This window comes from Vampirovibrio sp., from assembly GCF_041737375.1.
Taxonomy (GTDB): Bacteria; Cyanobacteriota; Vampirovibrionia; order Vampirovibrionales; family Vampirovibrionaceae; genus Vampirovibrio.
Genome location: NZ_JBGSRV010000007.1, coordinates 36,830 through 62,777 on the forward strand (window position 1 = coordinate 36,830; position 25,948 = coordinate 62,777).

The 25,948-nt window shown below is 50.8% G+C and carries 19 protein-coding genes; 9 read left to right on the forward strand and 10 right to left on the reverse strand.

Features of this window, described 5'->3' with window-relative positions; genetic code table 11:
• Positions 1-37: 37 nt before the first annotated feature.
• Positions 38-1,999 (forward strand): glutamine-hydrolyzing GMP synthase, encoded by a 1,962-nt coding sequence (gene guaA / locus ACEW81_RS03525; protein ID WP_373531587.1) that lies wholly within the window; start codon positions 38-40, stop codon positions 1,997-1,999.
• A 71-nt stretch (positions 2,000-2,070) separates the two neighbouring features.
• Positions 2,071-3,015, forward strand: coding sequence for a tetratricopeptide repeat protein (locus ACEW81_RS03530; protein WP_373531588.1), 945 nt, complete (start codon positions 2,071-2,073; stop codon positions 3,013-3,015).
• A gap of 29 nt (positions 3,016-3,044) precedes the next feature.
• Here ACEW81_RS03530 and ACEW81_RS03535 read toward each other — a convergent pair whose 3' ends face one another.
• The 4 genes from ACEW81_RS03535 to xerA all read right to left on the reverse strand — a co-directional run bounded on the left by ACEW81_RS03535 (position 3,045) and on the right by xerA (position 8,543).
• On the reverse strand, positions 3,045-4,130 hold the full coding sequence (locus tag ACEW81_RS03535; protein ID WP_373531589.1) for a hypothetical protein: 1,086 nt from the start codon (positions 4,128-4,130) through the stop codon (positions 3,045-3,047).
• A 239-nt stretch (positions 4,131-4,369) separates the two neighbouring features.
• Complete coding sequence (locus tag ACEW81_RS03540; protein ID WP_373531590.1) at positions 4,370-5,419, reverse strand: hypothetical protein; 1,050 nt, start codon at positions 5,417-5,419, stop codon at positions 4,370-4,372.
• Between the two features lie 145 nt (positions 5,420-5,564).
• Positions 5,565-7,472, reverse strand: a complete 1,908-nt coding sequence (locus tag ACEW81_RS03545; protein ID WP_373531591.1) for an ArnT family glycosyltransferase — start codon at positions 7,470-7,472, stop codon at positions 5,565-5,567.
• Between the two features lie 45 nt (positions 7,473-7,517).
• Complete coding sequence (gene xerA, locus ACEW81_RS03550) at positions 7,518-8,543, reverse strand: site-specific tyrosine recombinase/integron integrase (RefSeq protein ID WP_373531592.1); 1,026 nt, start codon at positions 8,541-8,543, stop codon at positions 7,518-7,520.
• A gap of 215 nt (positions 8,544-8,758) precedes the next feature.
• Here xerA and ACEW81_RS03555 point away from each other — a divergent pair, with 215 nt between their 5' ends.
• Genes ACEW81_RS03555 through ACEW81_RS03565 form a run of 3 tightly spaced genes read left to right on the forward strand, consistent with a single transcriptional unit; the run spans position 8,759 to position 12,200 of the window.
• Entirely contained in the window at positions 8,759-9,910 is a 1,152-nt protein-coding gene (locus tag ACEW81_RS03555; protein ID WP_373531593.1) for a peptidylprolyl isomerase, read from the forward strand.
• 2 nt (positions 9,911-9,912) lie between these two features.
• Positions 9,913-10,419 (forward strand): adenylyltransferase/cytidyltransferase family protein, encoded by a 507-nt coding sequence (locus ACEW81_RS03560; RefSeq protein ID WP_373531594.1) that lies wholly within the window; start codon positions 9,913-9,915, stop codon positions 10,417-10,419.
• 8 nt (positions 10,420-10,427) lie between these two features.
• A complete protein-coding gene (locus ACEW81_RS03565; protein WP_373531595.1) occupies positions 10,428-12,200 on the forward strand; it encodes an Rqc2 family fibronectin-binding protein in 1,773 nt (590 codons plus the stop codon).
• Here the strand turns inward: ACEW81_RS03565 and ACEW81_RS03570 are convergent.
• Positions 12,197-14,116, reverse strand: a complete 1,920-nt coding sequence (locus ACEW81_RS03570; RefSeq protein WP_373531596.1) for a hypothetical protein — start codon at positions 14,114-14,116, stop codon at positions 12,197-12,199. The two genes, ACEW81_RS03565 and ACEW81_RS03570, sit on opposite strands and share 4 nt — an antisense overlap.
• Before the next feature lie 322 nt (positions 14,117-14,438).
• On the opposite strand from ACEW81_RS03570, the gene ACEW81_RS03575 reads away from it, so the two are divergent.
• The 3 genes from ACEW81_RS03575 to ACEW81_RS03585 all read left to right on the forward strand — a co-directional run bounded on the left by ACEW81_RS03575 (position 14,439) and on the right by ACEW81_RS03585 (position 18,884).
• Positions 14,439-16,019 (forward strand): leucyl aminopeptidase, encoded by a 1,581-nt coding sequence (locus tag ACEW81_RS03575; protein ID WP_373531597.1) that lies wholly within the window; start codon positions 14,439-14,441, stop codon positions 16,017-16,019.
• 282 nt (positions 16,020-16,301) lie between these two features.
• Positions 16,302-17,099, forward strand: coding sequence for a hypothetical protein (locus ACEW81_RS03580; RefSeq protein ID WP_373531598.1), 798 nt, complete (start codon positions 16,302-16,304; stop codon positions 17,097-17,099).
• A gap of 339 nt (positions 17,100-17,438) precedes the next feature.
• Positions 17,439-18,884, forward strand: coding sequence for a C2 family cysteine protease (locus ACEW81_RS03585; protein ID WP_373531599.1), 1,446 nt, complete (start codon positions 17,439-17,441; stop codon positions 18,882-18,884).
• A gap of 487 nt (positions 18,885-19,371) precedes the next feature.
• Here ACEW81_RS03585 and ACEW81_RS03590 read toward each other — a convergent pair whose 3' ends face one another.
• On the reverse strand, positions 19,372-20,307 hold the full coding sequence (locus ACEW81_RS03590; RefSeq protein WP_373531600.1) for a hypothetical protein: 936 nt from the start codon (positions 20,305-20,307) through the stop codon (positions 19,372-19,374).
• Between the two features lie 308 nt (positions 20,308-20,615).
• Complete coding sequence (locus ACEW81_RS03595) at positions 20,616-22,037, reverse strand: S-layer homology domain-containing protein (protein ID WP_373531601.1); 1,422 nt, start codon at positions 22,035-22,037, stop codon at positions 20,616-20,618.
• Positions 22,038-22,689: 652 nt separating this feature from the next.
• Here ACEW81_RS03595 and ACEW81_RS03600 point away from each other — a divergent pair.
• The gene (locus ACEW81_RS03600; RefSeq protein WP_373531602.1) at positions 22,690-22,980 is read left to right on the forward strand and encodes a hypothetical protein; all 291 of its coding nucleotides are present in this window, start codon (positions 22,690-22,692) and stop codon (positions 22,978-22,980) included.
• A 94-nt stretch (positions 22,981-23,074) separates the two neighbouring features.
• On the opposite strand, the gene ACEW81_RS03605 is transcribed toward ACEW81_RS03600, so the two are convergent.
• The 3 genes from ACEW81_RS03605 to ACEW81_RS03615 all read right to left on the reverse strand — a co-directional run bounded on the left by ACEW81_RS03605 (position 23,075) and on the right by ACEW81_RS03615 (position 25,734).
• A complete protein-coding gene (locus tag ACEW81_RS03605) occupies positions 23,075-23,926 on the reverse strand; it encodes a L,D-transpeptidase (protein ID WP_373531603.1) in 852 nt (283 codons plus the stop codon).
• 57 nt (positions 23,927-23,983) lie between these two features.
• Positions 23,984-24,655 (reverse strand): cupredoxin domain-containing protein, encoded by a 672-nt coding sequence (locus tag ACEW81_RS03610; protein ID WP_373531604.1) that lies wholly within the window; start codon positions 24,653-24,655, stop codon positions 23,984-23,986.
• Positions 24,656-25,107: 452 nt separating this feature from the next.
• Complete coding sequence (locus tag ACEW81_RS03615; protein WP_373531605.1) at positions 25,108-25,734, reverse strand: DNA-processing protein DprA; 627 nt, start codon at positions 25,732-25,734, stop codon at positions 25,108-25,110.
• Positions 25,735-25,948: the final 214 nt, after the last annotated feature.

A 25,948-nucleotide genomic window follows, 5' to 3' on the forward strand; every position in this document is an offset into this window, starting at 1 on the left:
CAGTTCTATTAAATCCCCAAAAGGAATTTGACCGCCCATGAATCAGGAATTGCTTGCCAATCAGCCCGTCTCTGGCTTTCATGCCGATGGGGTTACCCCGCTTGAAAAAATTGCCTTGCTGGATTGCGGCGCCCAATACACCAAAGTGATCGATCGCCGGGTGCGGGAATTGAACGTGGCCACCGAGATTTTTCCGGTGGATGTCAAGGCCGCTGATTTGGGATCGGGGTTTGCCGGTATTATTTTATCCGGCGGGCCAAATAGCGTGTATGAAGCGGATGCCCCCCAGTGCGATCCGGCTATTTTTGAAATGGGGCTTCCGGTTTTGGGCATTTGCTATGGCATGCAGTTGATGAACCGGAATTTTGGGGGCAGCGTGTTGCCTTCTCCTACCAAAGAATACGGGGAAACCGAAATTACGGTACAACCGTCCTGCCTGTTGTTTGATGGTTTAGAATCCGCTCAGCATGTGCTAATGAGCCATGGCGACAGTGTGGGAGAGCCTGCTCAGGGCTTTGAAGTGGTGGGGCACTCCATTTCCACCCATCAGCATGGGGTGGTGGCGGCCATTCAAAATGCCTCAAAGCGCTTTTACGGGGTGCAATTTCACCCGGAAGTGGACCTGAGCGTTCATGGCGGCAAAATGCTGGAAAACTTTCTGTACAAGGCTTGTGGGCTTACGGGTGCTTTTGATTTGTCTCACCGGCTGGAAGATACCCTGGAAAACATTCGGGCCACGGTGGGTCCTAAAAACGTATTTGTACTGGTTAGCGGCGGGGTAGATTCCAGCGTGACCGCCGCCTTGCTGGTAAAAGCCCTGCCCGCTGAGCAGGTGTTCGCCGTGCATATCGATTCGGGCATGATGCGGGCTCAGGAAAGCGATTTGGTTTGCGAAGCGCTAAAAGCCATTGGCCTAAGGCATCTGGAGCGCATTGACGCTGAAGCGGTGTTTCTGAACGCCACCACCGACATCGATGGCCGAACGGTGGGGCCGTTGAGCCAGACCACCGAGCCTGAGGCCAAGCGCCGCATTATTGGCGATGTGTTTTATCACCTGATTACTGAAGCCATCCGCAAAAGCGGGTTGAATCTGGATGATACCTTTATTGCCCAAGGCACCTTGCGCCCGGATTTGATTGAAAGCGGCAACCGGGAAATCAGCAGTCAGGCCCATACCATTAAAACCCACCACAACGATGTGCCTTTGATTCAGGAGCAGCGCAAAAAAGGCCTGATTATTGAGCCGAATCGGGACTGGCACAAGGATGAAGTGCGTAAAGTGGGCCGCATGCTGGGCTTGCCGGAAGCGCTGGTGATGCGCCATCCCTTTCCGGGGCCGGGTTTGGGGATTCGGGTACTGTGTGTGGAAAAGCCATACCTCACCGATGATTATGCCTGTGTCAACGCTGAACTTCAGGAACTGGCCGAAGCAGAGGGTTTTGAAGCGGTTTTGGTGCCGGTGCAAAGTGTGGGTGTGCAAGGCGATAGCCGCAGTTATCGCTATTTAGCGGCCATTAAAGGCAACCTGCAAAAGGCGGACTGGTCGCAAATTCGGGCGTTGGCCCAGAAGATTCCCAACCGCATTCACGCCATTAACCGGGTGGCCTTGTTATTGAATGACAAACCCATGCCCAAACAACTCAAAACGGTGACCCCCACCTGGTTGAATCCGGTCACGATTGAAAAATTAAGGGTGCTGGACGCCATCGTGACCGAACGCTTCAAAGCCGAAGGCATTCATGACGCCATTAGCCAACTGTTTACCGTGCTGTTACCCGTGGATAGCGAGGCGGGCGGCGATCGTCCGGCTCGGCATTCCGCCGTGATTCGGGCGGTGATTACCAGCGATTATATGACCGCTCGTCCGGCGGCGCTTGGTTCAGAAATTCCGATCTCATTTATCCGCAATCTGGCTGAGGAACTTTCGGTGCAACCCAATGTAGACTGGGTGTTATACGACATTACCAGCAAGCCCCCGGCCACGGTGGAATGGGAATAGCCTTCTTTTTTCCTCCATCCTGACTTTCTTTTTTTAGGTGGCGCTTGCCTGAACCACAGGGAGCGAACCTTTTGAAAGATGGATTGCGTAACCAATCAGCCAGTCTGCTGGCCGCAGGCTTAACGCTGGGCCTGATTGGGCTGGGATTATTGGTAACCCAGGCCTCTGCCCAGTATCATAAAACGCCCCGGCTTTCCCCCCGCAGCAATACAGTGGCCCCGGTGCTGTCGCCCTGGTTGCCCTCTGAATCCTCCGCTTCGCCTTCTCGCTCAACGGATTCCCGCATTCACCCCGAACCTCTTCCGGTGCTGGATTCTGGCTTTGTGCCAGTATCCTATGCCCCGGTGCCTGCTCATCAACCCGCAGCGCCCCAGCCTGCCCAAAAACGGGAACCGCAAAGCGCCCTGCCCCGGCATGCAGTATCTATGGCCTCGGTGCAGGGAGAATCCACCGGGTCTGAGTCTAAAGCCACCCACACCAGCCCTTCGGAAAAGGCGCTGGTTTACTTTCCTCAGGATTTAAAAGCGGCGCCTGCCTCTGAGTCGGCTCATGGTTGGGTACCGGGGTTGGAAGCCGGGTTTTATCCAGTGGGTTACAGTCCTTATTTACCGGCGGGCATTGTGGCCCAAACGGATAAGCATCAGGTGGCGCTGTCCTATTACAACCGGGGCAGTCATTATGGCCGCACCCATCAGCTGAGTCAGGCCATTGAGGCTTATCAAAAAGCCATTCAAAATAACCCGCACCTGGCGGATGCTTATGTGGGCCTCTCTTCGGCTTTCTTGCTTCAGCATGGCTGGGAAGAAGTGTTTTTAAACGCGGGCAAGGCCCTGAGCTTAAAAGCCGGATTTATTGATCCCGCCAATATTACGCAAGCCCAGTTCAATTTAAGTATGGCCTATTGCGCTTCGGCGGATTATGGCAAGGCGTACACGTTTTATAAACAGGTGGATATCGCCCAGCACCCACAGCGAGATGGTTTACAACGCTACCTGAGCAAGAACTGCAAGCCCTGAGCGGCCTTTATTTTAGCCATAACCCTGTCTTAGCCCTTCTCTTTATTTTTTTCGTACCAAAACGGAATCAGGCTTTCCAGATTGAGCTTATGCTGGGCTGGATCCCGGTGATAGCCCTGTAAATCACAATCGGGGTATAGCTGGGTAATGTCGTGAATTTCCCAATGGCGTTTGGGGTCATCCAGCCTTTGCCAACCCTTCAGGTCCCGAGTGGGCGGCTCTTTTCGCTTGCCCCGTTTGATATAGCTGAGATACGGCAAGTTATCGGAGTAAATACCCAGTTTTAAAGGCAACACGCCTAACTCTTGGCGGGGGATGGCTGATCCGATTTGGTGCAGCTTTTCGGCCTGATCAAACAGCAGGCTCAGGTAGTGGGAAAAGTGAGTCGGGTTGTTTTGGAAACCGGCGCTTTGGGCGGTTTTTTTCAGCCATTGAAGTTCCGCTTCGTTAAAGGAAAGGTGTTGCATGGGGTGGGCCATATTTTCGGGGCTGGCGGGCTGAGGGGCTGGAATGCCCTTTCCGGCGTGTAGCAGCGGACGATAGATACGCTCAACGTCTTGCAGGATTTCTGGCTTGCTGAAGTAATAAAGCACCGGGACTCCATCCGCCACGTCCGGATTCTGTCGGCTGATTTCCGGGTCTTTGAATGACTTCAGGCGAGGGTCGTGCAGGTAGAACACAAAGCGTACATTGTTGCGCCCCTGTTTACGCAGGCCGTTTACATCGCTGACCATACGGTTGCTGATAAGCAGCAGTTTTTTAAGCCCCTCGGCTGGCCCGTGTTTCAGCAAGGCACTGGCAGCCGGTGAACCTTCGCTTTGCAGTGCGGTTAATAACGCTTCAGCTCGCTGAAATGAAATGGGGTTCACGATCCGGGTGACTGGCGAAATATCAGAATCACCCATGCTGGCCTGAGTGATTCCTGTGGGATGCGATAAGCGCCAGTTTTGCAAAGCGTGTTGGCGGATTGCGGGCAGCCCGTTGCCATGAATTCCGGGGGATGGCTTGGGGTGACTGCGTTGAAATTGATCCGGGTGGCCTAAGAAAGGCTTGGGTGAAGCCTTGGTTGAAGTTGGACGTTGCATACCGGGCTGCGGGCGCACCGGATTTAACATTGAAAAAATCCCCTGCATAAGCACAAGTTCCCTCCCTACTGCTGGATGAATATTGATTGGATGAATAATTTTTTCTCTCACAAAACCCGAAGCAAATCATACGCCAAAAATAACAAAAGCAAACGTTTGCTTCCCTTTACCCAGCAGCGCAAGCTTTAGGGGAACCCCCCGGTGTCTGGAGAGAAAGGATTTATGTTTGACAGTGAGTCACGGACGTTGAGCTGCGTCTGTTTTCAGTGTTATTCGTAAGAAGTGCCTCTGGAAAAAAGGTTTTCCAGATAGGCCTTTTGCTCTGCCAGAAACAAAGACCCGTCCGCCTTCTCTGATCCATGGGGGGGGGCTTTGCCCAGACGACAACCGGGAAACAGATGGCTGATATCCTGAATGCTGATGGGGCCGCCTTCCGGGTGGGTGGATCGAATGCCAATTTTATAGTGGCTGGAATCGCCGTGACCGACTTCCTGCGGCATTTCCTCTTTGGCCAATTGCACGTTGTACAGCATGTTAAATAGTTGAAAAGCATAGTCGGCCAGCTGATCCTTGTGATTGAGATCAAAGCGGTGTTCCGGCTTGGCTTTGCGATGGTTTTGGGTGGTTTCTTTTAAGTAAGCCAACTCCTGTGGCGCAAATTCCAGATATTCCAAATCACTGTTGGGTTGTTTTCCGTTGGCAATGGTGGACCAGTGGCTCATGGCGTCAAATTTTTTGAACAGGCGAAGTGGAGTAGGAATCATGCACACTTCCTGTTTGTCGGGATCTATTTCATAGGGTAGCGCCTGGTGGTTAAAGGGGTCTCGCAGTGTTCCCTGACGAGGGTTTTCATAAAACACTACCAGTTCTACCTTCTCACGGCCCTGATCGGTCAGTTCATTCATTTCGGCTAACATTTGGTTGCCCACGTTCAGCAGATGCTTTAAGCCGTCGGCATACCCCTTTTTCAGGAGCGAGCCTACTTCCGGGGCCACGTCATTTTCCACTTCCTTCAGCATGGCATCCAGAGATTCAAAGGGAATGGGGTTACGGGGTTCTTTTCGGTCATGCTGGGCGCCTGCCACTACCCAAGGTCCAAAGCGCATGGCTTGAGATTTTGTTACAGACGTTTTGGGCTGAAACAGCCGCTGAAACAGGCTGGGTTTTTTGAGGGCGGGCTGAGGGGGAACGCCCTTGCGCTGAAAAGAATCGCCCGCACCACGGGTTGAACGGTTTTGAGGGGCCAGAGCCTGCCTGACAACCACCGGCTTTGGGGGGCTGGAAACCGATGAACCTATTCCCATAACAGTAGTCATCATATAGAAACCCTTCCACTTGCGCTGTTGCAGCCTGAACCGCTTACGGCATGGCCAGCGATTGACGACAAAACTTATTGCGAATCATTTTCAATTACTTATACCGGTTCAAGAAAAAATCGCAATCTTTATCTTGGGGCAGTCCTGTTTAGCGGGGTGATTTTTGGGATGGCAGAAGGGCTTCTTCGGGTTGATATAAACCCTTGGCGGTTTGGGTGGGTAGGCTTTGAAAAAAAAGAATTTCTGAGCGCATTTTGTCAAAATTGGGCAAGTGGCCTGAGGCCAGTTTGCTCAGCTCTCCCAGACGGCTGATGTCCCAGCGCCAATTGTATTGATTGACCCGCAACAGGGTGCGGTGATGGTAGCCCAGATCGTTAAAATAGCTGCGTTCCCGAATCACCCCAAACAACACCCCGTTGTCGCTGTTGAGCCGTTGGGCAATTTCCCGGTCATCGCGAACCACATGGGTTACCGGTAATTTTTCCGGGGCGATGTAAAACAGAACCCGCTTGATATCGGGGTGCAGAGAGTAAAGCAGGGCTTGATCCCCCGGTTGAAGCCGCCGATTGATTTGTTGAGCGAACTGTTGGGGCACCGGGCGCTTCATAATGGGCAGATAAACACATTTAACAAACAGCAGAAAAAGCAACAGGCTTGAACACAGGGCCAATGGGGTTAAGGTCAGTTTTCGGCCAGCTTGCATGATAAACAGGGCAAAGCCGCCAATCAGCAACACAAAGGGGCCTGGAATCAGCCAGAATTTCCACAAAGGAAAGGCCTCTGGCAATGGAAACACTTTGTCCTTAATGGTAAAGGATTCCAGAACGGCTAGCCCTGGCAAGGTCCAGAAGCCTTGCACGTAATTGTTGGGAATAATCTGGAAAATGACAATGGTAAACAATACCGAAAGGCTCATCATCAAAATAATGCAGAGAATCAGAACTTTTTCGTAATGCTCTGGCACTTTTCCATTGGCGGATTCGGCCACTTGAGCGAGATAACAACCCGTTATGATGGCCAAGGGGGCTAAAAAGGGCAAAAGCAGGGTCGGTTCTTGAAAAGCGGACAGCGAGTAAATTACAAACCCGGTTAAAAACCACAGGCCTAACCAGTAGGTGGGGTTGGGCTGATTTTGGCTGGCGCGGTTTCCCATCGGCAATTCGGTATTCAGCAGGGCCACCGGCAGAAACAGAAGATAGGGCCAGGTGCTGCTGATTAATTGCTTGGCGTAAAACAGCCAGTCTCCCTTTAAGTTTTGCCACAGGCCGCCGCCCATTAGTTTTTGAATGGGGTACACCAGTAAGTAATCTACCATAAAATTGGCCTTGCCGGTTTGAATGGAGGCCCACAGCAACCAGGGTAAAGGCAGTAACAGCAAAGGCAAAAACAGCAGAGGTAAATTGAGCCGGTTGAGGATATGGGTGTTTTGGGTCATCAACAGGTAAGCAAGGGCAATGGTTCCTAATATCAGCACACTGAGGGGACCACTGGTTAAAAGCAAGGTGCCCAGCAAAAGCCCCATGATCAGCGATAAGGGGTTCATTTCAGCGGGAAGGATGTTGCGCCGGGAGGCAAACTCTTTCCACTGAAAAAAGGCCCATAAAAACCCCAGATAAATGTTGAGCGCTAAAATATCGGCGGTGGCCAGTGGGGCCAAAGCAAAAAAGCTCCAGGTGGTGGCCAGAACCGCTGCGGAAAAGAAGGCGGAAAACCGGCTTTTGGTCAGCTCCAGCGTCATCATGTAAATAAGGCCCAATGCGCTGAGGGTGAGTAAAACGGCCGGAAGCCTTGCCGCAAACAAACTGACGCCCAGCAGTTTGAAGCTGATGGTGACTAACCAGGTCCATAAGGGCGCACGAACCAGATAATCGTGGCCGTTCAGCAAGGGCGTCCAGAAACGGCCCGCCGCTAAGGATTCCTTGGCGGCTTCCAGATGGAAGAACTCGCTGTAGGGATCGATATCCAGAACCGATATGTTGTTGAACAGCAAGATGCTGATCAAGATAAATAAAATGACCTCAGGCAAAAACGCCTTGGCGGAAAATCCTTTATCCATTGACCCCGGTTACCCCAACTTCAGGCGTGAAACGCTTTTCCATACTCATACGGATTTCCCCATGTCTCCAAGTTCGCGGTTACTTTCGGCCCCCGCCCTGGGGTGCGCTTTCAGGTACGCTCGCTTCAGGCGTTCTGTGCTGACATGGGTGTAAATTTGGGTGCTGCGAATGCTGACATGGCCCAGCAGTTCCTGCACCACCCGCAAGTCCACCCCATTGTTCAGTAAATGGGTGGCAAAGCTGTGCCGAAACACGTGCGGGTGCAGTGGTTTTTGCAGGTTGGCCACATGGCCCAAATCATTCAAAAGCCGTCGCACACTGCGAACATCCAGACGGCTTCCGTTTTTATTTAAAAACAGCGGGCTTTCAGCGGTCATGGGTTGCTCGCCCAGATCGGCCCAGCAGGTTTTGTAACGTTGCAGGGCGCTCAGGCTGCGTTGGCTGAAAAAAGCCATGCGTTGCCGTCCCCCTTTGCCCTGAATCAGCAATTCACATTCTTCCCAGTTGACGTGGCCCACATCCAGAGAAGTCAGCTCACTGACCCGGATGCCTGAGGAGAACAGCAGCTCCACAATGGCTTTGTTTCGCCACTTCAGGGCCGATTCCGGTGCTTGAGAGGCCGCTTGTAGCAGGCGATCAATTTCCTGAGAGGACATAAAATTGGGCAGTTTTCGCAGTTGTTTGGGTCGGCGAAAAACAATGGGCAGGCTATTTTCCTCAAAGTAACGTTCTTTCATTAAAAATTTGAAAAAAGTTTTCAAGGAAGATCCTTTACGGGCCAGGGAGGTTTTTGACAAATTCTGCCCCGATAAATGGGCGATATAAGCGGCAGGCAAACCAATGAAGGGCGTGTGCTGGTGGGGCATGGCTGGCATGTCCCGGCAAAAATTGGGCAGCCAGCTTAAAAACACCTGAAGATCGGACTGGTAGGCCCGCAAGGTGTGTGGCGATAAATCCCGGGTGACATCCAGATAGCTTAAAAAGGCGCTGGCGCCTTCTGCAAAGCGCTCGCACCAAAGACTCTCTTCTCTCTGCGATTCTTCTGTTTGTCCGGCTGCTATTTCTTCCATACACTTCATTATAGGGGATTTTTGTATATAATAGTGGGGTTCTTGAACGAGTGGATAACCTGAGGCGTTCTCCATCCGTTTTCCCGGCCTCAGGCCGTGGAACGGGCATCCGGTGGCAGGCAGTTCCGGGAACCGCAAACCCTCCCTCCCTCAGTCTAGTTAAGCCCGTATTATTGTAGAGAGTCAAAACCCGAATTCTTAAGGAGCCTTCCTCAATGAATAAAACTAAAGTATCTCTGTTGGCCGGAATGCTGGCAGTTACCGTGCTGGTATCCGGTTGCGCCAAAGGCGGGCTGGGTGGCGGGCAAAAAGTGGCAACCGTGAATGGAACCACCATTACCAAGGCCGAATACGATAAAACCTACGGCGATTTTGAGAAGTCATTTCACGTTGAAAACGTGCCTGAAGCGCAAAAAAGTGTGCTGGATGACTACCTGAAGCAGATGACCCTGAACAAGCTGATTTTGCAAACCCTGATTAACACGGAAGCCAGTAAAACCGGCATTAAGGTAACCGATGCCGAAGTGAAAGAATACAAAGAAGCCAAAATTTTCAACGATCCTACCTTGAAAGAGCAGTTCAAAACCTTCCTGAGCCAGAATAAAATGCAGGAATCGGATTTTGACGCCATGTTGCGGGAAAACCTGCTGCTGAATAAATTTATGGAAGCCAAGGGCGGGCAGGCCGTTCAGGTTTCTGACAGTGAAGTGAAAAATTTCTACGATAAAAACGTGGATCAGTTCAAGGTGCCGGAAAGCATTCATGCCAAGCATATTCTGGTAAAAGCCATTGAGCCTCAGATTAAGCAGGAAGTGCGCAAAGGCAACGAAAAAATTTCGGACGCCGATTTGGAAAAAAGCGTTGCGGCCAAAAAACAGGATTTGAAAGCCAAGGCTGACAAATTATTCACTGAAATCAAGGCCAACCCCGCTCAGTTTGAAGAACTGGCCAAGAAAAATTCGGAAGACCCGATGTCGGCTGTTAAAGGTGGCGATTTGGGTTACATGCCTCAAGGCACTGTAGACCCCGCTTTCTGGGCCGCCGCCGATAAAACCCCCAAGGGCCAGTTGTATCCAGGGGTCGTGGCCAGCCAGTTTGGCTACCATATTATTAAGGTGCTGGATCACAAGGCCCCGCATCAGCAAACCTTTGCCGAGGCCAAGGACAATATTCGTGAGCAAATGTCTCAGCAGAAAAAGCAGGCCTTTTTGCAGCAATGGGCGCAGCAGCAACGCTCGGTGGCTAAAATTGATGTTGAAAAAGCCTATCAGCCTAAAGAGCCGGAAGCAGAAGCTCAGGGTCAGGGCGGCGTGATGCCTACCCCTCAAGGCGCGGCGGCTCCCCAGCCTGAAGCGGGTAAGCACTAGCGATGGGACAAGTGCTTTCCACCGAAAAGCTACTGGAAGATCTGGCCCCCTTGAGGGGCCAGTCTTCTATCGTGACCACCAACGGTTGCTTTGATATTTTGCACGTGGGCCACTTGCGCTATTTGCAGGGTTGCAAGAGCATGGGCGATATTCTGGTGCTGATGCTCAATTCCGATGCCTCGGTGCGTCGTTTAAAAGGCCCTCAGCGGCCCATTGTGCCACAGGCGGATCGGGCGGAACTGCTGGCCGGTTTGGGCTGTGTGGATTATGTGGTGTTATTTGATGAAGACACCCCTGAGCCTCTGATGGAAATCATTCGCCCCGATTTTCACGCCAAGGGGGCGCAGTACAACGAGGATAATTTGCCGGAAATTGCCACCCTGCGTAAAATCGGGGCGAAGGTTAAATTTGTGCCCATGGTGGAAAATCGCTCCACCACCTCTTTAATTGACACCATCAAGCAGCGGCTGTTGGCAGACGACAGCCAAGCGCCTGTCTGTTCCGGGTAATTATCGCCATGCAACAACTGGATGCCGTTACCCTGAAAGCCCTGGCCGCTGAGCTGCAAACTTTGCTGGGCAATGCCAAGGTGAGCAAGGTGCAGCATCCCAGCCCACATGAGTTTTTAATCACCTTTTGGGGTGGCCCGTTGCGCTCTGATAACCTCAATTTGTTTTATATTCAGCTCAACCCGGAAGCGCCTTTTTGCGTGCTGACCCAGCCAAAGCACCGTCAGGAAACCGTGTTGCATACCTTTGCCAAACCCACGGCGCTGTGCATGCTCCTGCGTAAACACCTGCAAGGGGCCAGCCTGATTCAGGTTCGAACCCAACCCGGCGAGCGGGTGATTGATTTGGTGTTTGAGAATTTTAACGAGCTGGGCAATCAGGTGCGGCTGGTGCTGTCTCTGGAGCTAATGGGCAAGCACAGCAACATGATTTTTTACGATGAACTGCAAGGCGCTATTTTGGCGGTGGCCCATGGGGTGAGCGAAACCATGAGCAGCCATCGGGAACTGGCGGCGGGCTTGCCCTACGCCCCTCCTCCCAAACCGGCCGGGAAACGGTTGTTATCAGAAATCACCTCCGCTGAGTTTAAGGCTTTATTGGCCCAAAAACCGGCGGAAGAATCGACCCCGCATTTTTTGAATGCCCATTTGGCGGGGTTTGGCCTGCGAATGCTGGAAGACGCTCTAACTTTGTCCGACGGAGAGCCGTTGGCCTTGTACCGTCAGTTGGATGCCCTGGAAGATGGGGCCGCTTTGGCCCCTGCCATTGCTCCCAATGGCCAGCGCTTCGGGTTGTTGAAACGGGTGCCTGCTTTGGAAGGCGGTCTGCGTTTTGAATCGGTGAACGCGTTGGTGGGCGCTTATTTTATCGGGCATTTAAACGCCAGTCGTATTGGGCGTAAAAGCGAGCAATTGTTGTTAAAGCTGGATCAGCACGAGAAAAAACGCTTGCGCCGGGAAAAAGAGCTGGTGCCCATTACGGATGCCGAAATTGAGCGCTTGCAAGCCACCGGGGACAGGTTGTTGTCCGCCTTTAGCGCAAAAGAAGTACCCGCCCAGCCCCTGAGTGGCAAAGGCACGGTGGCCCTTACGCATTACGAGGATGGTAGTGCCTGGGTGATTGAGATTGACGCCGCCCACAGCTGGGTGGAGAACGCCCAACTGTATTACCGACGGGCCAAAAAGGCCAAAGCCCGTAAAGACGCTTACCAGCAAATGGCCGAGGCGCTTAACGCCGAGGGGGATTATCTGGCCAGCTTGAAGCAGTTGGTAACCCAGGCGGAAACCTTGGCCGATCTGGACGCTTTGGAAGTGGACATGGCGGCCGCCGGTTTTGCCAAAAAGGCGCCCAAGTTGCTGGAAGGCAAAAAGAAAAAAGCCGGGGAGCCTGAGGCCAAAGAGCTGTCGGGGGTGAGTCGTTTGCGTTCTTCCGATGGGCTTGAAATTTTACTGGGCAAAAGCGGGCAGGGCAACGATGCCATTGTGGGCAAGCTGTCTCGCTCGGATGACTGGTGGTTGCATGTGCATCAAATGCCGGGTTCTCACGTTTTAATTAGGGCGGGCAAAGAGCCGGTGCCGGATCAAACCTTGCTGGAGGCGGCCTCACTGGCGGTTTATTACAGTTCCGCCCGAAGCAGCCTGAACGTGCCGGTGGTTTATACCCAATGCAAACACGTTCGTAAAATTCCGCAGTCTTATCCGGGGCATGTCAATTACCGGGAGGAGCAAACCGTGTTTATCAGCCCGGATGCCGCTTTGATTGAAAAATTGATGGGCGGCTAACCAAACGATTTGGAACGGGTGATTAATTGCGGTGGGTTTGGCTTGAAGCCGCTCTCCAGTTGGTATTTCAGCGATAAATCGCTCAGTGCGCTCATTCTGTATTGTGCCAACTGCTGGATGGTGGCTTGGGCTTCGGGCAGGGACTCCACCGTTTCCAGCGTTTTTAGAATATCGCTCATCACCACATCATTAATGCTGTTTTGCTGGAGCGCCAGTTGTCGCTTCCAGGCGGAAAAGTGCATGATGCCTTGCACAACCTCAGAAAACGTTTGTTGAGTGATCGGCTTGGGCGGGGTGGGGGGCTTTGCGCTGCTGGCACTGGCGGGCTTTTTAGTCTGGTTTTGAAGGCTGGATGGGGCTGCTGGAATGGGTGCTGATTGTTGATGTTGGCTGGCTACCAACAAGTTGGCAATCTGGGCTTTTTGCCGAGAGATTTGGGTTTCGGCAGTTTCCAGCTTGGTTTGCAGGGCTTGGTGGGTTGCTTTGTTTTCGGCCAGTTGCAAGGCGGCGGCTTGCTGTTTGTTTAATTCGGCCCTGAGAGATACCTCCAGATTTGCATTGCGCTTGTTTTGCCTGAATCCTTCGGAGCTTAAACGGGTTTTTAGCCTTTTTATTTCCTGTTTGCTGTCGCGTAAATTTGCTTGCATTTGGGTTAAGTTTGCTTGCGCCTGTTGGGCTTGGGCCATTTGCTCGGCTTGCGTGTGGGCATGCTGTTTTTCCAGTTCGCTGATTTGGGCCTGCAAGGCTTGCTGGGACTCCTCCTGATGACTTGCTTCCGCTTTCAGGCGCTGTTTGAGCGTCCGAAGTTCCTGCGTTCTTTGTTCAAGGGTGCTTTTGTGTTGCTCTGCCTGTTTTTTCAGCTGTTTCAACTGAGCGGTCAATGTGCGGTGAGTGCTGCCCTGTTGTTTTTCCAGTGCGGCTATCTTTTTTTCTAGCCTGTTTTTTTCAAGCTGGGCTTGATGTCTTTCCAGCTTGGCCTGGGCTTGCGTGTTTTGATGGGCCTGATTGGCCTGAGTCAGCTGCTCTTTCAGGCGATGGTTTTTCTGTTCTGTTTCGTTGCGCTGAGCTTGTTGGCCTGAAAGTGTTCTTTGGGCCCCTTCCAGCCTGCCCTGAAGCGTTTCCAGTTGTTGACTGGCAACTGCCAATAACTGTTGGGCTTGCGCTTCTTGCTCTTTTGCTTCTTCCTTTTTTACTTTTACTTTTATTTCTGTTTTTGGGGGGATAGGCGGCGGTTCAGGGGTGGATGGTTCAGGGCTGGCGGGTGGATTGGAGTGGGTTTGCTCGGGGTTTTTGGCAGGAGCCGTTTTTTGTGCGGCGGGCAAAGACTCGGAAAATGCCGGTTCAGCTTGGCGGTTTCGCAATGCGGGATCCGGTTTGGCCAGTTCATGCAAGGTGGGCATTGGACTTGCTTTGAACCAGTTTGGGAGCCAGGACATCAAGGTGGTTGTTTTGGGGGAAGGCTGGCTGAGTCGCAGGACTTGATCGGTTAATTTTTTTTCCAGCACCTTACGGTCCCGGTTGGGTATGTTGCGTTTGGCCAGTCGTTCAAAAGCATTTTGTCCGTTCTTGTCTTCAACTCGGGGATCGGCTCCTTCATCCAGTAGACTTTGCACCAGAGACGGGTTATCCTGATTGAGGGCCACATGCAGCAGGGTAAGCCCACTGGACGGAAAAACGGGGACATCGATATTTTTATAGTTCTGCCGGAAAACTTGACCCAGATAGCGCATCACCTCCGGGTTTCCAGTTTTTCTGGAGACATCCATGGCCAGTAATTTAATGGGTACGTTGCGTACATAAAACTTCACTTGCGCCAGATCATCGGGGTCTAATTCTTCAGATGAATGCTGAACAGAAGATTGGGGTTCTTTGGCCTGTTGGCTCAGTTGATAGGCCTTCTTTTGTTTTTGAAGCATCAGGTTATTTTCTGGGGGGAAGGCCGAAGACGAGAAAAAATTGTACATATGAAAGCTTGTTTTCCTGCGTTTTGCCGGATGAATGCTTAATGCGAATATCAGGGTCATGCGGGGCGCACTCGGTGGATTCCGGCGGTTTGGGGTGCGTGGTTTGAAAGGGCAGCCCTGAGCATTCAATTTTTATCCATGATCAGGTATCAACTTTAAAAATCAATACTATGATTGTAAAGATATGGCTGGTCACCCGTGCCATGCGGATGAATCGAGCTGGAGTATAATAGCGGTATTGTTGAATGTATCAGAGTTGGGAAGGGGATGCGGCATGCAAATAGAAGTGGCACAGGGTGATATTAGCCAATTCAAGGCCGAGGCCATTATTGTTAATTGGGTAGAGGGGGCTGCCACTCCCGCTGGCGCAACAGCCTCGGTAGATAAGGCTTTGGGGGGCTTGCTGACCCGAGAACTACAAACGCTTCCTCAGGTGTTTAAAGGCAAGTTGGGGGAAACCTGCGTGCTTCCCACCTATGGGCAGTTGGTGGCCCGATATGTTGTGGTGGTGGGGCTGGGCTCGGTGGAGGCTTTAAACGCCTTACAGTTGCGCCGGGCCAGTGCCGCTGCCATTCGGGCCTGCGGCAAGCTTAAGGTTAAACAGGTTGCTAGTTTGTTGCACGGATCAGATCTAAATGGATCAGATCTGCAAGGGGCAGGGGGTGCAGAAAATTCGCCTGAACGGCTAGCCCGCTTGCTGGCTGAAGGTGCGCTGCTGGGCGATTATCAATTTATGCTGCGCAAGGGCAAAAAAACGGCGGAATCTCAAAAGGAAAGCGCTGGCAATGAAGATGAAGAGTTGGGCGGGCATGGTCTGGAAACCTTGACCATTGTGGCCCCTCAGGCAGAACAACTGAAAGCCATTGAACTGGGGCTTGGCTTGGGGCGCATGATTGGTGTGCATACCAATTTAGCCCGAGACTGGGTCAATGACAGCGCCAATTATGTAACCCCCACCTTTTTAAAAACGCAGGCCCAAGCCCTTCAGGGGGTCACTTGCGAGGTGCTGGATTTTGATCAGATTCGCAAGCTGGGCATGGGCGCTTTTGAATTGGTGGCCAAAGGCAGCGACGAGCCGCCTTACTTGATTCACCTGTGCTATAAGCCATCGGGCAAGGCCAGCAAAAAAGTAGCCTTGGTGGGCAAGGGCGTTACTTTCGATAGCGGTGGCCTCTCTCTCAAACCTCCGGCTTCCATGGAATTAATGAAAATGGATATGGCGGGGGCCGCTGCGGTTTTGGCCACTCTCAAAGCCATTTCGGAGTTTAAAAACCTGGATGTGGAAGTGCACGGGTTTATTGCCACTTGCGAGAATATGCCCAGCGCCCGTTCCAGCAAACCCGGCGATGTGGTAACCGCTATGAGCGGCAAAACCATTGAGGTGAATAATACGGATGCCGAGGGTCGGTTGATTTTGTGCGACGCGCTGACTTACGCCCAGCAACAAACAGACCCGGATGAACTGCTGGATTTGGCCACCTTAACCGGGGCTTGCGTGACGGCTTTGGGCAAAGTGGCGGCCGGTATCATGGGCACCAGCGATGATTTAATCAATCGGGTTCGGGCCGCGGGCGAGCAGGCCGGAGAAAAGCTTTGGCAATTGCCGTTGTACGAGGAATACCAGTCGTTTTTGAAAAGTGATATTGCCGATCTGATTAATTCAGGCTCCAAGGGGCAGGCAGGGTCTTCAGCGGGTGGGATGTTCCTGAAGGCCTTTGTGGATAAAAACCGGGCCTGGGCGCATCTGGATATTGCCGGGCCTGCCTGGGTTACCAGTGATGTACCAGAAACCCCCAAGGGCGGCACGGGGTTTGGGGTTCGCACCTTGCTTTATTATTTGTACAACCTGAATTAGGGCTTATTCAAAATCAATGCCAACAAAAGGGCCTCTTGTTTTTTGGGAGGCCCTTTTGAGGTGGGCTTAGCGTTCAGGGAAATAGCGATGCCTATTTCAATCGCTCTGAGGCGTCTTGAGCCTAAGCGTTTCATGGCTGAACGCTTGGTTTCCCCAGGGCTTTCAAGTCTTAGTTTTCTGAAAAGAAAGGGCAATCTTAAACTTTTGATTGTTTTAATTTTAATATTGCATTTATTGAATAGATAGTTCCACGTTATTGAAGAAGAGAGAGAGCCACGATATATGGAAATGAAATTTAATACGCAAAGCGCAGCAAACACTCCTTTACCAAGGCTGGATGCCAATAAAAATGGCGTAATCGATAAGTCGGAACTTAAAAATGGCGCCAAAAAGGGCGATAGCTTTGCAAAATACCTGGATGAGAAGTTCGCAAAAGTGGATACCAGCCGTGATGGTGTTTTGGGTAAGTTTGAGATCAATAAGGCAATAACAGACTACAATAATAGCCCACAGCATTCTATAAATATGGGTATTGTAAAAGGGTTGGATACTAATAAAAATGATGTAGTCGATAAGTCTGAAGTTAAAAGTTCCGCTAACAAAGGCAATGGCTTTGCAAAATATCTGGATGAGAAGTTCGCAAAAGTGGATACCAGCCGTGATGGCGTTTTGGGTAAGTATGAGATCAATAAGGCAAGTAAAGACTACTATAATGGCCCACAGAGTTCTGAAATTAGGAACATTTTAAGAGGGGTGGATGCCAATAAAGATGACGTGGTCAGTCAATCTGAACTTAAAAATGGCGCTAAAAAAGGCGATATCTTTGCAGCCTATCTGGATGAGAAGTTCGCAAAAGCGGATACCAGCCGTGATGGTGTTTTGGGCAAGTATGAGATAAGCAATGCATTAAAAGATTCCGAAAGCGAAATGAGCGATTTTCTCGAAAATATGAAACCAGCCCGGAAGCCAGAACCAGCTCCGAAGCCAGAAACAGCGCATAAGCCGGAACCGAAGCGGATGCCGGAAGTACCTCCGAAGTCGGAACCCGCTCCGGATCGGGGACCCGTTCGAAATCCGTAAAAGGCTTAACCGGAAGTATCAAAAATCCTTAAGCTGATATTGATACGGTTAAGACGGCATTATTGATGAAAAGCGACCTTGTAAGCGGCAGGGTCGCTTTTTGTTGAGAGGGTAGCGTAAGGGCAAATCAAATTGGCCATCAATAAAATAATATGCGGGCATAGAAATGGGATTAACTTCGTTAAGAAATGTAACTTTAGATCATATACGCAAGAGATTGTTTTTTTATTTATAAACACGTAAAAACGAGAGAAGCGTAATCCAATCTCCTGAACACCTCAATTAACTGGCAGATCCAGCCAGATATGTACACGCCTGTAATATAAGAGAGCAGAAACGATGATTAATTCCGTTCGCGCAAATGCACCAGCACCTGCTGTAAAACCTACCGAGAAAAAACATGAAGACAAAAAGGTAGAGGAGAAAAAAACACCCTCGTCAGCTCCGGCCCAGGCTGAAGCTAAGTCTGCACCAGCGTTGCCTAATAATGCAGATCCTAAAGCAGTAGCCGGCAAGGCACAGGTTGCCCAAGCCCTCAACCCCAATAAGCCGCCCTCTAAGCCCAATAAGCCCAATAAGCCCTATAACCCCTATAACCCCTATAACCCCGATGAGTCCAATAAGCCCTATAAGCCCTATAAGCCCTATAACCCCGATGAGCCCAATACGCCCAAACAAATACCCATGAAACCAGAGCCCAAGCAAAAAGACACTGCAAGGCAGTCTTTTTATGTTGGCGATAAACCTTATTCAATAGAACAAGCACAGGGTCTTGCTGGCTTGGTTGAAACGGATGCAACCAAAAGCAAGATTCTGGATCCCAAGGATCAAGCTAATAAAACGAATGATGGCACCCTTTCACAGGGAGAATTGACCGCAGCGCAAGCCAATATGAAAAAAAATGACATTTACGATGAACGTGTTAACGTGCTCAACGCGGGCTTTAAGGAAATAGATACGGATGAAAATGGCCTCTTGACTCACTCAGAAATTAAATCCGGGCTAAACATAAAAATGCATGATGGCAGTATCGATCCGTTCAAGCAGGGTGGCATCGGAAATTGTTTTCTCCTGAGCAGCATTAATTCTGTTAATAATGACAAAGAAGGCAAGGACGTGCTGAAAAAATCCATTAAAAATAATGGTGATGGCAGCTACAACGTAACCTTTGCTGGCGATAAAACCCATAAATCTTATCAAGTAACCGATGCCATGCTGAGTGAGCAAGCAGCCAGAGGCGAGCTTAGCAGAGGTGACAAAGATACCCAGATTCTAGAAGCAGCTGGCCGAGAATATTACAGAACGTCCGAAAATGGTCGGGATATTAATCTCGGTGGTAGTGTGTATGAAGCTCAGGAGCTACTAACTGGCCAGAAAAGCAAAGTGGCCAGTTCCAAATCAGAGAAAGAAGCCGTATGGGATAAGATGCTGAATGATAAAGATGGCATTTCAGTAGTATTTGGCGGAAGGGCCCAAGGTGATGGCACAGCTGGCGCAGACATTCAAAATCATGCCTATGCCGTTAAAAGCGTGACTGCCGATTCGGTGACCTACAGCAACCCGTGGTTCTCCGGCAAAGAGTTCACCATGTCTAAAGAGAGCTTCCTGAATATGAAAAATCAGGTTGGCTTCCAGGAAGTAGAGGCGCCGCAACCTGCTTCGAAGCCGAAACAAGCTGCCGGGAATCCAAAACCAGCTCGGGGCCGGGGCCCCGTTCGGAATCCGGAACCAGCTGCCGGGAATCCAGAACCCGCTTCGGGTCGGGGACCCGTTCGAAATCCGTAAAAGGCTTAACCGGAAGTATCAAAAATCCTTAAGCTGATATTGATACGGTTAAGACGGCATTATTGATGAAAAGCGACCTTGTAAGCGGCAGGGTCGCTTTTTGTTGAGAGGGTTTACCGTAGCGTAGGGGCAAATCAAATGGAGAAGTTTCCTAGCCCCTTCCCTTTTTATTTTACGTTTTCATGGGTATGGAAATATCTCGAATGGCTTGCAGGGCGCTTGCCAAGCTCCAACGCTTTTGCGGTGTTGCTCGGCATCTCCGCCTTGTGGGCTTGGCCTCTCCCAAAAAAATAAATGGCAAAGTGCTCTGCCATTTATTTTTAATCAGGCTGCTGGCCTTGGACAAAATCGTTTTAATACGGATTGCCTGTTCGGCCATGCACTCGCTTTTCATGGTCTGGGCTTCGTTTTTGAACCCCATGACTATAGAGCGATCCGCTCGTTTACGCCCGGAATTTTAATGCGGAACTGAGCGGTAATAGGCGGGTTAGGCTGCGGGGGTGTTGGCCTGTCTAAAGGCATCTATGGCGGGTCCCAGCGCCCGGTTGACCACGTTGTTCTGGTAATAATCGGCGTTGGGGTTGCCGGTGCTTACGGGCAGGTAAGCATTCTGCACCACCGATTGTCCAGCCAAGCCCCCGGTGGTAGTGGATGAGGAGCCGCCGCCTATTTTATCCACATCGCTGCGGTTTGCCAGTTTGCTTAAATCCTCAACGCTGATGTGGCCGTCATAATTACCGTCATCGTCTCGACCGGTATCGGCGGCTTTAAATAACGCTTCGTTTTCCAGTAGTTTCTTTGCGGCTTCCCTAACCGCTTCGGGGGCTTTTTCATCATTCTGAAGCCGGAATAAATCTTCGCGTTTCAAACCGGCTTTAAATTGGCCCCGCAAATGGTCTTTCAGGGTTATTACTGCCTCAGTATTGCTCATTTTGGGTTTAGGCTGAGTGTTTGGATTGGCCGTGACCTGGTTCACGGTTTCCAGCGTAAATAGCCCATCGGACTTGCCATCAAACTGATCCAGACGTCCCCGTAAACCGTTTTGGTTATCCAGCAGGTAGCGAATGGCCTCTTGATCTTCCTTGCTGTATTTTTCGGTGGTATCTTCCATGGCTTTACGCAGATCGTCGATACTGATTTTATTGTCCTTTTCGCCGGTGGTTTGGGCATCTAGCTCAGCCCCCACACTTTGAATTCTGGCCAATGCGGTCATATCATTCAAGGGTTGGGGTTGTTGCGTTTGCGCGGACATAATGGAGCCGAGGTCATTGGACGTAAATCCGGGTTGGTTTTTGCTTGGCTGAAAATATTGGCTGCCAATGTCGTGATTGGTATAAGGCTTTGCCTGGGCTGCTTGCCCTTCGGATTGCGCCGGATTATAAAGTGAATAAACATTTGGACTGCCTGATATTGGTGATGCCATAGTACGATTTCCCCCCTGTATCCAAGCTTACTAAGAAGCGATTAGGCCATAAGCCTGTGTTTTAAGCCTTCCGCAATTGAGATTACCCCTCAAAAAAATCCATCTCTTTTTCATCCTCACACCGTTGTTCCTGAATTGATAAGTCAATGTGGGAACATAGGCATAAAAACAAAAGCTTCCGTTTTTGTGCGTGCTTTGTAACAGGTCGTTGTTTGGGGAAGTATTTATATTGAAAAAAAGATAAAGAAAAGCACCCGATCGGTCGTGCCGACCGGGTGCATCGTCGTACCGCTCTCTATACAAATGGATTATTGGGTATTGGTGGCGGGGTCGCTACCCATGCTTTCAAGGCGGAGTTGCAAGCGATCACCAACCCCGATAACGATGTTGCTGCTGCGTTTGTCCAGCGGATCCATTGGCTTGTCGCTGACCTGTTGCACCATGGCTTGATCCAGCACTTCGGCCTTACCAATTTTGGTGCCGTACAGGGAGCCGGACGAGGTGTTAATCTCACGCGACAGCGCTGCGGTGGAGCGATCCGGGTGGAATACCACGCCTTGCATTTCCTTGGCCTTCAAAATGCCATCGGTATTGGCAATGGTGGCGCTCATCGGAATGCGCTGTCCAGCAGGGGTAATAAACCCGTTAAAGGCAAAACCCAGTTGAGCGTCTTCGTTGGTCTGGTTTTTGGAAACCACGTTGGTGATGACGCCCAGCACTTTGCTGCCCGCAGGGGCCACAATTTTGCCGCTGGTGTCAAACAGGGGGTGATCCAGAATCAGCATGACCGGATCGCCAGGTCTGTTGAACTCGGAATACAATGCCTTAGCCACGGTGCCGGTAAAGGTGGTGTTGGCTGGCAAGCTCATGGCGCTATCGGCGGACAGGGTGGTAGGCGTGGTGGTGGTATTCACTGTGCGAAACTCAGGAATGGTATCGGCGCTGTTGCGATAAGGGGTGGATTTGTAGCCGATTTTCTGGCTGGCGGCTTCAGTGGTACTGCTGGTTTCAGTGCTTTCTCCGTAAACCGCGCTGGTGCCAGTGCTGGTGGTTGTCTCATCACCGGGTTGGGTTTGGGCAATCACTTCACCATTTTGCACAATGGCGATATCCCGGTTTTCGTACAAATCGTTCAGCAAGGCTGCCGTTTCCGCACGGGTAATGGGGCGCATTGGCTCAATTTTATCGGTGCCGGAAGCCGGATCAATTTCAAACAAATTGTATTGAATGGCGGTGGCTACCTGACGGCGCGCGGTGGGGGGCACTTGATCGCCATCGGAATATTTGCTGAGAATGGTGGTGGCTTCCGCATCACTGACCAAGGGCTTGTTTAAAGCGCCACCCATAGCGGCAAGCGCTTCCACACGACGAACCGGATTGGCGGGGCGAAACACGCCGGTGGGATAGCTGGTGATCCACTGCTGGTTATCAACATTGCTGAAGCCCCAGTCATTTTTGGAAACCTGCTTGAAGCTGGGAACGGTTTCCGCTTTTTGAGCTTCCAGCCCCAGTGCTTTTCCAGACATCTGGGTGAATTCTGCACGGGTTAACCAGGCGTCGGGATGAAAATTGCCATCATTAAAGCCGCTCATCACCTGCATATCAACCATTGTATTGATATCACTTTGCGCCCAGTTGCCACTGACATCCGAGTAATTGGTAGCGGCATAGGTGACCCCGGAAGCCAAAGACAAGGTGACGGCCAAAGCGATTAAGTTACTTCTTTTCATGGTGGTTACTCCTATTTGTTGTAAATTAATGAGTCAAACTGCGATAAACAGCGAGTGAACTCACGCAGGCATTGATCCTTGTCTGGTTAAAAAATTCATAAGCGGCGGTACGAATGCCGAAGATGCGCTGGAACGTGATTGTTGCCAAACTTCAGTTCCTTAAAACCAGACAATATTTTTGAAGAATCAGGGTGAGATATAACCCTGAGATATGTTTTGCGAGCGTGTTCCGCGTGCATCACCCATCTGTTTGGAATACACAACAGATTAAGTCACTACTGCTGACTCTACAATTACCCTGTCGGCTAGAAGCAAAGCCCTCTATTGGCTAAAGTCCTGAAGCCAGAGGAATAAGTCTGTTTACCGCCACCTGCCTGTTTTTAACAGTGAGCGTTAATACCCGCCGGATACCGGCTATTGTTAAAAAAAACGATTGGTTGAGTTGAACATTCCTCTAGCCTCCTCGTCTTTTAAAAAGATGAACTCAATGAATTTGAATTTGCTTTACAATGGTTTTATAAACGGTTTTATAAACAATTAAAATTCAGGGTTCGAGACGTTTGTGGTTTATTCATTGATTTCAGATTTTTTTCGTTTGAGTTGCGTTCGGTAAAGCGTTTGGGTGTTTCACCTGAGCAGGAAGGGTTTGTCTATGTTTGAAATGCTTTTAAAGTCCGCCTTTGAGTCCGGTGGCGATGTGTTTGTTTTCATGCATGGTTTTAGCAGTCCGCTGCGGGGTCGTGTTCAGGATCTTAACGATGAGTTTTTCACTTTTTTTCAAACGGGAAAGCAAGGCAATGTCCTGTGGGCGTTTCGAATCAGCGATATGATTTCTTGCGGACTTTTGGTTGGGCCACCACTGGATGAGCAGGCGCTTCGCTCCCCTGCGGCTCCTACGGCCATGCTGGAAGGGCTTCCATTCAACGATTCCGAGCTGTCTTAAAAGACGGTTTTGTTTATTTGAAATTCAAAAATGGCCGTAATGATACGGCCATTTTTGGTGTCATCAGTCAGGGCTAAAGCCGACCGTCGTCGCTTCAATTCTCTAAAGGGCCAATGGGTTGCAAAATCACTTTTTCAACCGGTCCTTTTTCTGGCGTTGTTTGCAGCGCATCCGGCGGTTTGATTTCAGTGTCAATCAAACCCACCCGGACATACTTTTCCAAAGGCTGGCTGAGGGCCGCTTTGAGTTCTTCTTCATCCACTTTGGCCGAAGGGAATTGCTTGACAATATCCGCTTTGATGGCTGCCACGCTGGGCATGCCCCGCCGAAATTTGTCGGCGTATACCGCCACCCGTACTTCATCGGCATGCCTGCGAATGATCACCGGCTGATAGACCACCTCCACCGGGGTGCCAACCTCTACCAGGTTAAATAAAACTTCGGCATCGGGGATTTTTAAGCGTACGCATCCATGAGAACTGAGTTTGCCCACCGAGGTAGGGTTATCGGTTCCGTGCATGCCATACTCCCCGCCCGAGTTTTGCAAAAAGCCAATCCAGCGGGTGCCTAAAGGGTTGTCTTCTCCCGGTGCCAGCCGCATTTTACCGGAACCCATATAAGGGTTTTCCCAGCCCGGATCTTCGACCTTGCGGATGACGCTAAACTTGCCAGTGGGGGTAGGAAAGCCCACCCGGCCCACCCCAACCGGGAAAAATCGAACAATGCGCTCGCCCTCGTAAACCCACAAGGTGCGGCTGGGAATGTTGATTTTAATATGACGGGTTACCAGTTGAACCTGCGCTGTGGGAGCCGGGCTGGCGGGCTTTGAATTGCCCGGTGCTTTGGAAACCGGTTCGGCGCTCATTGCGTAGCCCGCGGTTAGACCGAGGACTATAATGAGCGCCAAAAGCGGATGAGTGGTATGGGTGAAACGAACTGAATTCATGGGTTACTCCCGGTAAGGTTCCGGTTGCGCCTCGTTCGTTTCGCTGCTTACCGGTTTTTACCAATAACCCCGAACCGTGGATCTTCGTTGGGTGGGTGGGGGTGCAGTCGTCGAAGAGGTGGTGGTACTTTCTTCTGAGCTGGCAATCGTTGTGTTGATGTCAATCATGCTAACGATTTCCTGTTCGTTAATAAAGTTGCTGGAAGCGATCTGATTGCCCTCGGAATCATTAATATAATAGGCAACCTCTTGACCGGGCGTCAAGCTGGCGGTTTGAGCCTGATCAATCTGCACCACCCTGGCCCCGTTCGGTGGAATCACCGCGGTCATATTCAACTGTGGCACACTAAATGTCACTGGGTTGGGCGTGGGGTTCAGTACCCGAATGGAGGTATTGGCCGAGCCAATTTTCAATTTGGGCAGCACCATGGGGCTGGTACCGTCCGCTGTTCCCACAATCACTTCGTTTTGACCATAGCCAAACTGATTGTTCAGAACCAGGCTGCTCACTCCGGGTGTTGTGGATGGGGTGCTGCTGCTTTGGGTGGTGGTGGTTGTAGTGGTGCCGTACTGGGTGGTGGTATCGGTTTGAGTGGTGCTACTGTCACTTTGGGTGGTGCTGCTATCGGTTCTGGGTTGAACCGGATCGTCGGCCAAAGCGCCTAGCGGTATGCTGAGACTTAAAATGGCGACCGTGGTCAGGCTTGATGCCAGTTGTTTGTTTCTCATAATCCCTCCTAATCCCTACTGAAGTGGTTTGGTAGAGTGGTTTGCCCAGCCGGTAAAGCAGAATGGGCTTTTTGCGAAAGCAATTGCGGGTGTGCCGATATTTATGGATTGTATTTTTAATGGATCAAAAAACTGGAAGGGTTTTAGCGGGTGCCTGATGATAGGCTGGCCTTGCCATAAACCCTGATGTTATCCCTAAATTTATCCTTGAATTTTATGCTTAGAGGGAACAGTGTAACGGATGGCAATCGATTTGGTAATTTGCCATCCGGCTAGAGATTGGATACCCAACCGAGGGATTCGGGTGGCGAGCATGGGTATGGCCCAGGCAAATTTCAGGCCCACTCAAAAAGGTGAACCGTTTCGGGCTCACCTTTTTGATAAGGGGTTGATGATTTTTGGTTGTGGCGTGATGGTTGGCAGCCCCATGCAGATGAGAGGCCGCTATTTCATTAATCCAGATACAGGCAGGTGACCAGTTTATGGTTTTCGTTGGCATAGTCAATGGCGGTATGCAAGGTGGGGCTATCGTGAGACAGCAAGATGATCAGTTGCTGACCCTCGTCCACGATTTCCCGGTTGCACAGGCGGCTGGCATCGGCCAGTTTCATCATGCTCCACTCGGGATGCTCCACGATATTGGGAATGCCAATGAGTTGATCCTGCACATCGGAAGGTTGCTGGCCGATGGTTTGGGGCAGGATGACCCGCAGCAGTTCCGGGTTGCCTTTCATGGCCCCCCGAATGGCGGCGGCGTTGGTGCCTGAAGATCCGCCACTGGTGATAATCTGGTTGCCGTTGTGGGTGAGAGAAAAAGCCAGCATTTCGATAATTTGCTGATGGGGCAACGGAATGTTTCGGCTGCCGATAATGGCGATGGCCTTGGACTTTTGCTGCAGCATGGAAAGCTCGGCGGCCAAATCGTCGTTGGGATCAGGGGTGTCTTGATCGATATCGTCGTTGGACAGAATGGGGACTAAAATGGTCTGCTCCTGCTTGGGGTCGTCAAACAGATTGTTTATGCCGATAGCGGCCAAGGCTTTTTGCACTACGGCCTCAGGCGAGGAATGCTCAGTCATCGGGTCCCTTCCATTTTTTAATTTAAAAAAATTCAAACAACAAAAACGTTCAAAATCCGGTTTTAACAGTGCCTTAACCCGGTTAATCGCGCAGATTTTCCATGGTTTTAGGCTTTTTCAGCTGCTAAGTCTCTGTCTATCCATTGCTTGTCCATGTTAAGCGGGCAAAAGGGGTGGGAAACATTAAGAAATCCAACATTCGCCCAATAAGTCA

What these genes read in the sequence shown, in the direction of transcription:
- guaA (WP_373531587.1), top strand. Translation starts at nt 38, where the DNA reads ATGAATCAGGAATTGCTTGCCAATCAGCCCGTCTCTGGCTTTCATGCC.
- ACEW81_RS03535 (WP_373531589.1), bottom strand. Translation starts at nt 4,130, where the DNA reads ATGTTAAATCCGGTGCGCCCGCAGCCCGGTATGCAACGTCCAACTTCA.
- ACEW81_RS03540 (WP_373531590.1), bottom strand. Translation starts at nt 5,419, where the DNA reads ATGATGACTACTGTTATGGGAATAGGTTCATCGGTTTCCAGCCCCCCA.
- ACEW81_RS03545 (WP_373531591.1), bottom strand. Translation starts at nt 7,472, where the DNA reads ATGGATAAAGGATTTTCCGCCAAGGCGTTTTTGCCTGAGGTCATTTTA.
- xerA (WP_373531592.1), bottom strand. Translation starts at nt 8,543, where the DNA reads ATGGAAGAAATAGCAGCCGGACAAACAGAAGAATCGCAGAGAGAAGAG.
- ACEW81_RS03555 (WP_373531593.1), top strand. Translation starts at nt 8,759, where the DNA reads ATGAATAAAACTAAAGTATCTCTGTTGGCCGGAATGCTGGCAGTTACC.
- ACEW81_RS03560 (WP_373531594.1), top strand. Translation starts at nt 9,913, where the DNA reads ATGGGACAAGTGCTTTCCACCGAAAAGCTACTGGAAGATCTGGCCCCC.
- ACEW81_RS03565 (WP_373531595.1), top strand. Translation starts at nt 10,428, where the DNA reads ATGCAACAACTGGATGCCGTTACCCTGAAAGCCCTGGCCGCTGAGCTG.
- ACEW81_RS03570 (WP_373531596.1), bottom strand. Translation starts at nt 14,116, where the DNA reads ATGCTTCAAAAACAAAAGAAGGCCTATCAACTGAGCCAACAGGCCAAA.
- ACEW81_RS03575 (WP_373531597.1), top strand. Translation starts at nt 14,439, where the DNA reads ATGCAAATAGAAGTGGCACAGGGTGATATTAGCCAATTCAAGGCCGAG.
- ACEW81_RS03580 (WP_373531598.1), top strand. Translation starts at nt 16,302, where the DNA reads ATGGAAATGAAATTTAATACGCAAAGCGCAGCAAACACTCCTTTACCA.
- ACEW81_RS03585 (WP_373531599.1), top strand. Translation starts at nt 17,439, where the DNA reads ATGATTAATTCCGTTCGCGCAAATGCACCAGCACCTGCTGTAAAACCT.
- ACEW81_RS03590 (WP_373531600.1), bottom strand. Translation starts at nt 20,307, where the DNA reads ATGGCATCACCAATATCAGGCAGTCCAAATGTTTATTCACTTTATAAT.
- ACEW81_RS03595 (WP_373531601.1), bottom strand. Translation starts at nt 22,037, where the DNA reads ATGAAAAGAAGTAACTTAATCGCTTTGGCCGTCACCTTGTCTTTGGCT.
- ACEW81_RS03600 (WP_373531602.1), top strand. Translation starts at nt 22,690, where the DNA reads ATGTTTGAAATGCTTTTAAAGTCCGCCTTTGAGTCCGGTGGCGATGTG.
- ACEW81_RS03605 (WP_373531603.1), bottom strand. Translation starts at nt 23,926, where the DNA reads ATGAATTCAGTTCGTTTCACCCATACCACTCATCCGCTTTTGGCGCTC.
- ACEW81_RS03610 (WP_373531604.1), bottom strand. Translation starts at nt 24,655, where the DNA reads ATGAGAAACAAACAACTGGCATCAAGCCTGACCACGGTCGCCATTTTA.
- ACEW81_RS03615 (WP_373531605.1), bottom strand. Translation starts at nt 25,734, where the DNA reads ATGACTGAGCATTCCTCGCCTGAGGCCGTAGTGCAAAAAGCCTTGGCC.